We start from the raw sequence: 322 nt of genomic DNA, 5'->3' as shown, positions 1-322 counted from the left end.
AAGCATCTCACTAACATCTGCTATAAGCGGCTCGTGGGGAATCGAAGCTGGCTTGGACGCAGGCTACGGCGCAGCTCTATATGTTGATGGTAGCCTAATCGAAAATAGAACTGATGACCTTTGGTGGCAATACAACTGGAACAATTCTGACGTTCTATCTGGCACTGCCGGTATTTCTGCTGGCAGCCACACTATCGACCTATACTGGGCAGAAAACTGCTGCAACGGTTATAGCAGCGGTCGTTTCACAACAGATGGCGGCAGCACATGGCAGTCACTTTCTGTAGCAAATATTGATGCAGCTACTGTATCTGAGCCAGCG

1 protein-coding gene is annotated in these 322 nt (G+C 49.4%); it reads left to right on the top strand.

Annotated features, from left to right (window positions below; translation table 11 throughout):
• Window positions 1–322: CCXG family PEP-CTERM protein (locus tag A3761_RS27085; protein WP_197472859.1), on the top strand; the 322-nt coding region annotated here is incomplete at both ends.

The sequence above is a fragment of the Oleiphilus sp. HI0123 genome (genome assembly GCF_001635315.1).
This window is presented reverse-complemented; position numbering and strand designations above follow the sequence as displayed.